We start from the raw sequence: 6,090 nt of genomic DNA on the forward strand, positions 1-6,090 counted from the left end.
ATAAAATTGGAAACAAAAGAAATATTCACAACAATATTCTCTGAACTCTATAGTTCACAATAGTAAATTCTTTAAAGGGTAAAATGCGGTAAATTTCAAAATCCAATAATACAGTCTAGTTTTAATGAAAATTAGATTAATTCATGAGCTGTTTTCATCTTTTTATACGCTAAGTAATTAAACAAAATCACTGAGGTTAAGATTATTAAACCGAAAAATTCTCTTGTATTTTCAATCCAGGGTGTGGATGCTTTCATACCAACTACTATATTTTCTAATTGATGTTCAAAAAGCCAGGTCAATACACCATTTTTACTGAAAAATAAAAAAACACAATACCCTGTAAATAATGCAACTAAGTAAAGACTTAACCTTGGAAAAAAATACCCTGAAATGCTTTAAATGAAATTAAAGCACCTATCAAATAAATTGTAATCCACAGATAAGGATCTGGATCATTATATTGCAATCCTGCAGAAACAATAAAAAGCAAACAAAATACTAGATTAAATATTTTCATTTAAATAATTAACTATTGACTAGCTCAACACGTTTTGATTTCCTAGTTAAAAAATGAATTATCAACCAAGCAAATAAATAGGTAAGTCCGCAGATAGTAAAAATAAGATTATAACCACCTGTTAAATTACCTGCAGACTTATAAATATCCAATAAATATCCCACAAGAATTGGAAAGAGAATCCCTCCTATTGCTCCCATCATTCCACCGATTCCAACTACTGAACTAACAACCTCTTTAGGGAACATATCAGATGCCATGGTGAATATATTTGTCGCCCAGGCCTGATGTATAGCAACTGCAAGACTAATTAAAATCACTGCAGTCCATTTATCTGTAACAAATTGAGAAATGGCAATCATAATTACTAACTCACATAAAGCAAAGAGTAAAAGAACGGCCTTTCTTGCTTTTAATATTGCCCAACCACGATTAATAAGTTGGGATGAAAAATAGCCCCCAGCAATGCTTCCAATAGTAGTAGCACCATAAATAATCATTAACTCAAGACTAATTACCTTCAAGTCTAAGTTAAAGGTAGAGGAAAAATAGGAAGGCAACCAAAAGAGAAAAAACCAAAAAATTGGATCAATAAAAAATTTGCCTGTTACAAATGCCCAAGTTTGCGGAAATGTGAATAGTTTAGCCCAAGAGATTTTTACAGAGCTTTGCACCTGATCTTTTACATCATCCTTGTCACTCTCAATATAATTCAATTCCTCAAGACTTAATCTTTTCTGTTTTGATGGGATTTCATAAAGCCATAACCAGAATAAGAGCCATACAAAACCCATAGCACCAGTAATCCAAAATACTTCCTGCCAACCATAATTCTGCATGATTATTGGCACTACAATTAGGGCAACAACAACACCAATAGCGGTTCCAGAATTAAATATCCCAGTAGCCAATGCACGTTCTTTTTTAGGAAACCATTCAGAAACAGCCTTCATTGCTGCTGGAAAATTACCTGCCTCTCCTATTCCTAAAGATAATCTTGCGATACTAAAGCCCGTCACAGATTTAGCCAAAGCATGACCCATACCAGCCAAACTCCAGAATACAACCGCTACACTATAACCAACTTTAGTTCCAACTTTATCAATGAATCTGCCCGAAAGCAATAAACCAACCGCATATGCAAAAGAAAAAGCAGACATAATCTTACCAAAATCAGACTCTGTCCATTGAAACTCCAATTCGAGAGTTGGTTTAAGCAAGCCAATAATTTGTCGATCTAAATAATTAATTACCGTACCTATAAAAAGAAGAGTTACAATTAACCAGCGATAATTTTTTCCTTTAGGAGCAGTCATTTTAGGATATTTTAAGATATTTTAAGAATTCAGAGATATTTTATCAATATACTTTTTAAAATGAAGTTCAAGACCTTTCCAATCTTCATTATTTATCAGGTTTTTATCAAACAGCTGACTTCCAATTCCGAATCCATCAGCACCAGCCTTCATAAAAGCCTGAATATTATCAAGATTTATGCCTCCAGTGGGCATTAATTTTATTTGATTAAGAGGCGCTTTAACATCTAGAATGTATTCCGCACCAAGAGATGTTGCTGGATATACTTTCACCATGCTAGCTCCCAATTTCCATGCTTGGTAAATTTCTGTAGGAGTATAAGCACCAGGAAACACTGGTATATTGGATGATACACATGTTTTAACTACCTCTGCATCAAGAATTGGAGTAACAATAAACTGAGCACCAGCATCAAGAGCTAATTTTAAGTCCTTAGAGTTACAAACAGTTCCAGCGCCAATATTTAACTGTACCTTATACTTTTGAGTAGCAAATTTGATAATCTCATCAGCAAAAGGAGTGTTCATCGTAATTTCAATATTAGTTAAACCTGATGAAATATATACTGGAAGAATTTTTTCAACGATTTCGAAGCTTAAATTTCTAATTATCCCTACAATGGGTACAGCAGAAAAACTATCCCAAGAAAATGCTTGATTATTCATGAGAAGAATTAATTTGTGTATAAAATAATTGTATTTGACCTGCTATGGTGGCTTTATCGATCATTTCTGGTTTAATAAAAGTTATATTTTCACTAGGAAAAATAGTATCAAAAGCTAATTTATAATAATCATATAAATTATTGCCGCTACAAACAAAAAGATGATCAAATGATTTTTGATCAAGCTGTCTAATTTCGGTACCAATAAGCAATCCACTTAGATAAAATAAGTTTTCCTTTTTCGCAAAAGTTCCAAAAAGCTGATTGGTACGTACGGTAAAAAGGTTGTGTAGAATGGAAGATTTACTTGAGACCTCAATTCCCAGCAAAAAAGCATCAATTTCTGTCTTTGAAATCGATTCAGAATCGGACTCAACAGAATCTTTTAAAATGCTATGTTCTTTAATGATATTGAAAAGTTCGCCAGTCATGAACGTTTGAAAATCATGAATTAATCCATTTTTAACGAAAATATGTTTAGAATGGGTGCCAGGGAAAATAAAAACTAAATTCTTAGAATCTTGATTTTTTATTTCAATTAGTTTAATTAGTCCGATAAGCTGCGTTTCCTCGCCCCGCATCACATCTTCAGAACTTTTTACCCCGGAAACCAAAAGCAATGGGCCCTTTCCATTAAAATTTTGAAATGTTTTGATGGAAGCAGTGCTACCAAGAGTATCAAAAGGGATTTCTGCGTAAGAGAGCTCTTCCATTCCTATGGATGAAGAAACCATTCCTGAAACGATTAAAGGAATATTCTGAATTGGAGTAGAAGTATTTTTAGCAAGCTCCTGAATGCATTCCATTAAAAATGAGCTATAAAAATCGAAGCGTGTTTTTTCTTTTTGCTCTTGCCAAGCTTTAAAAATAGATGCCACACCATTTTGAGAAAGAAATTCGGCTATAATCGAATAATCATAACTTGAAACAAGTCTTAATCTGAATGAGCTCGTCCCCCAATCACAGCACAAAACATACTTTTCTTTCAAATTTTGACTCACAATATAAAACTACTTGTTAACCCTTGATTTAAAGATAGCATCCAAATTACCAGAAATTAAATCATTTTCTGTGAACTTGCAATACAAAATATCTTTCGCTCCAGTTCTATCGCGGTCAAAAACAACATGAATATTTCCATCAATTGTTTGATCAGCATCAGGATAAGATACATTTTCACGCACATCGAGCAATAGTTTATGTGGCCAAGTTTTACCACCATCTTTTGAAAGAAAAGCGGTCATTTTATTACGTGTATTACTATTATTAGCAATTAGCAATAAATTCCCAGATGATAGTTTTCCTAAATAAAATCTACTTGAAGTTGTTGGGCCTGTTGCCGTAAATGTTTTTATTGGAGTCCACGATTTACCAAAATCACTACTATTGGTATAATAAATTCCTTTGGTAGTTCTAAGCATGGCCAATAAATCTCCAGAATTAGAAATTTGAACCAATTGAGGTTCATCATGAATTCGAAGATCTTCTTCAATATTGATTGAACTGTAATATTTGAGTTGATTTATATCTGAATTACTCGAATAAATAAAAACTCCATTTTTAGGGTAGTTTTTATCTAAATTCCCTCCCGAAAGCGGTTTATCAATATAAATTGGGAATAAAATTGTATTTTTTGATTCTAAGTAAAGAGGTTTATTACTCATTACACCATCGCTAAGTCGCAAAGATTTGGAAGTAGTAATTTTCTCTCCATTCCAAGCCATTTGTAGGGAATTAACTCCGCCAAATCCGTCCCAGATTAAATTATCTTTTGCGCTACCATAAAATAAGCGGATTGATCCTTGATGATCTCTCCACAACATTGGATCAAAGAAACGATGAGATTGGTTTTTGGGATAAACTACAAGTTGATCATTGAGCCAGCTTTTGCCGCTATCTAAACTAAGAGAAAGGGTAACATAATTACCTGGACCAGGTGCTGCTCCTCCCGAATACCATGCTACAAAAATTTGCTTTCCATCAGCACTTGCTGCAATAGTTGGGACCTGCTCAAAATTTCTATTTTTAATTCGCAAATCATCCGAGTTTGAGATTAGTTCGAAAATAGACGATTCACTTTCTGAATTATAAAGCGTTGATTTAGAGCCTTTTATTGCGCTACATCCTATAAACAAAAAAGGCGCTAATAGCGTGAAAGCTAGGTGGCTAAAGGACTTGATTTTCAATTGCAATTGGTATTTATAACAAAAAGAGTTAAACCTCTCTAGCGAGAAGTTTAACTCAGTGAATAATTTAAATCGAAGCCTTAGAAAGTTCTTCTTGAATCCTCTTAGCAACAATTTTATCTTCTCCTTTTTTAAGCATGAAGACGGTAATATTTATTGAATCTGGGCCAGTCATAACTTCTATCGAGGGGCTCCCATCCTGAAGATTTTTAAGTAGATCTTTAGGAGTAGTTTTAACTTTAGTTTGATCCCAAGAAATTTTAAGCGATGGCGTATGATTTGCTACTGGAGGAACAAAAGTTTCAGTACTTACACCATTTACTTTACCAGCAGCATTTTTAATATTATCCACTCTATCTTCCCACATTTTCCATTCAGCCACATGATCAGTATTGATATACTTTTCAAGAGCCACATACATTCCTAGAATTTCCTCCTTATTTACTTTCATACCACGGCCGATATTTCCGCCACTAGGTGGAGCGCTTAATCTAGCAGCTGCAATAAGGTCCTTTCTTCCCATTAAAAGTCCGGCGCTTTGGGGTCCGCAAATAGCTTTTCCACCAGATACACAGACTAGATCAAATCCAAGGTCGTTATACTTCCATAAATTCTCAACAGGAGGAACATCAGCAGCCATATCAATCATGGTTGGGACATTATATTTTTTCCCAATGGTAACAAATTCTTCATGTTTCACTAATCCCATTGGACCGCTAGAATTCAAGAACCACATCATGGCAGTTTTACTATTGATAGCTTTTTCCATTTCTTGCGCGGTTTCTACTTCAACAATTGTAGCTCCAGTATTGGTTAAAGCATGCACATAAGCCACATTATGAGCTTTTTGAACAATTATTTCAGACTTTTGAAAAGTAGAAAGATTAGGTAAGAGTGCCACCTTTTTACGATCCATACCTGTTAACACTCCAGCAGTGCCCAAGACTAAAGCCGACCAACAACCGGCAGTTACCATTGCAGATTCTGCATGGCACATTGCTGCGATTTTTTCACCCACTTTATCTTGAACTTCATTAATCATCACAAAGTGATTAGAAGAAGATTGAATGGTATCTACAACCTCATCATGCATTAAAGAAGCTGTCATGGTAGTATAAGTACCCGCTGCATTTATAAATGTTCTTAAACCAAGTTCTTTAATCACATCTCGTTTTGCAGAAGTGTTTTTTGCAAAAGATTGAAAAGGAATACCTGTTCCAATAGCGGCACCTGCTACAGGGGCTACTGAAAGATATTTTATAAGATCTCTACGTTTCATAATTTTCCGATTATTTTTTCATTTAAAATGATAAGAGGAGATTTAAATCTCCTCTTATCAAATAATTAACTAAGATACTTAATACAAATGTTTTTATTAAACATTTTGGAAAAATATCATTTTA

The 6,090-nt window shown here is 34.0% G+C and carries 6 protein-coding genes; all 6 read right to left on the reverse strand.

Annotated features, from left to right (window positions below; all coding sequences use genetic code 11):
- Positions 1-367: 367 nt before the first annotated feature.
- Positions 368-520, reverse strand: a complete 153-nt coding sequence (locus ACIQ0D_RS10945; protein WP_395805537.1) for a transmembrane 220 family protein — start codon at positions 518-520, stop codon at positions 368-370.
- 8 nt (positions 521-528) lie between these two features.
- Positions 529-1,836, reverse strand: a complete 1,308-nt coding sequence (locus ACIQ0D_RS10950) for an MFS transporter (RefSeq protein WP_395805539.1) — start codon at positions 1,834-1,836, stop codon at positions 529-531.
- Between the two features lie 21 nt (positions 1,837-1,857).
- Positions 1,858-2,502 (reverse strand): bifunctional 4-hydroxy-2-oxoglutarate aldolase/2-dehydro-3-deoxy-phosphogluconate aldolase, encoded by a 645-nt coding sequence (locus tag ACIQ0D_RS10955; RefSeq protein WP_395805541.1) that lies wholly within the window; start codon positions 2,500-2,502, stop codon positions 1,858-1,860.
- Positions 2,495-3,490, reverse strand: coding sequence for a 2-dehydro-3-deoxygalactonokinase (locus ACIQ0D_RS10960; RefSeq protein ID WP_395805543.1), 996 nt, complete (start codon positions 3,488-3,490; stop codon positions 2,495-2,497). Before ACIQ0D_RS10960 ends, ACIQ0D_RS10955 begins: the two co-directional genes overlap by 8 nt.
- Positions 3,491-3,511: 21 nt before the next feature.
- Positions 3,512-4,687: a sialidase family protein gene (locus ACIQ0D_RS10965; protein WP_395805545.1), complete on the reverse strand. Its 1,176-nt coding sequence runs from the start codon at positions 4,685-4,687 to the stop codon at positions 3,512-3,514.
- 67 nt (positions 4,688-4,754) lie between these two features.
- Positions 4,755-5,966 (reverse strand): selenocysteine synthase, encoded by a 1,212-nt coding sequence (locus ACIQ0D_RS10970; RefSeq protein ID WP_395805547.1) that lies wholly within the window; start codon positions 5,964-5,966, stop codon positions 4,755-4,757.
- Between the last annotated feature and the right edge of the window lie 124 nt (positions 5,967-6,090).

The sequence above is a fragment of the Daejeonella sp. genome (assembly GCF_044342615.1).
Classification (GTDB): domain Bacteria; phylum Bacteroidota; class Bacteroidia; order Sphingobacteriales; family Sphingobacteriaceae; genus Daejeonella.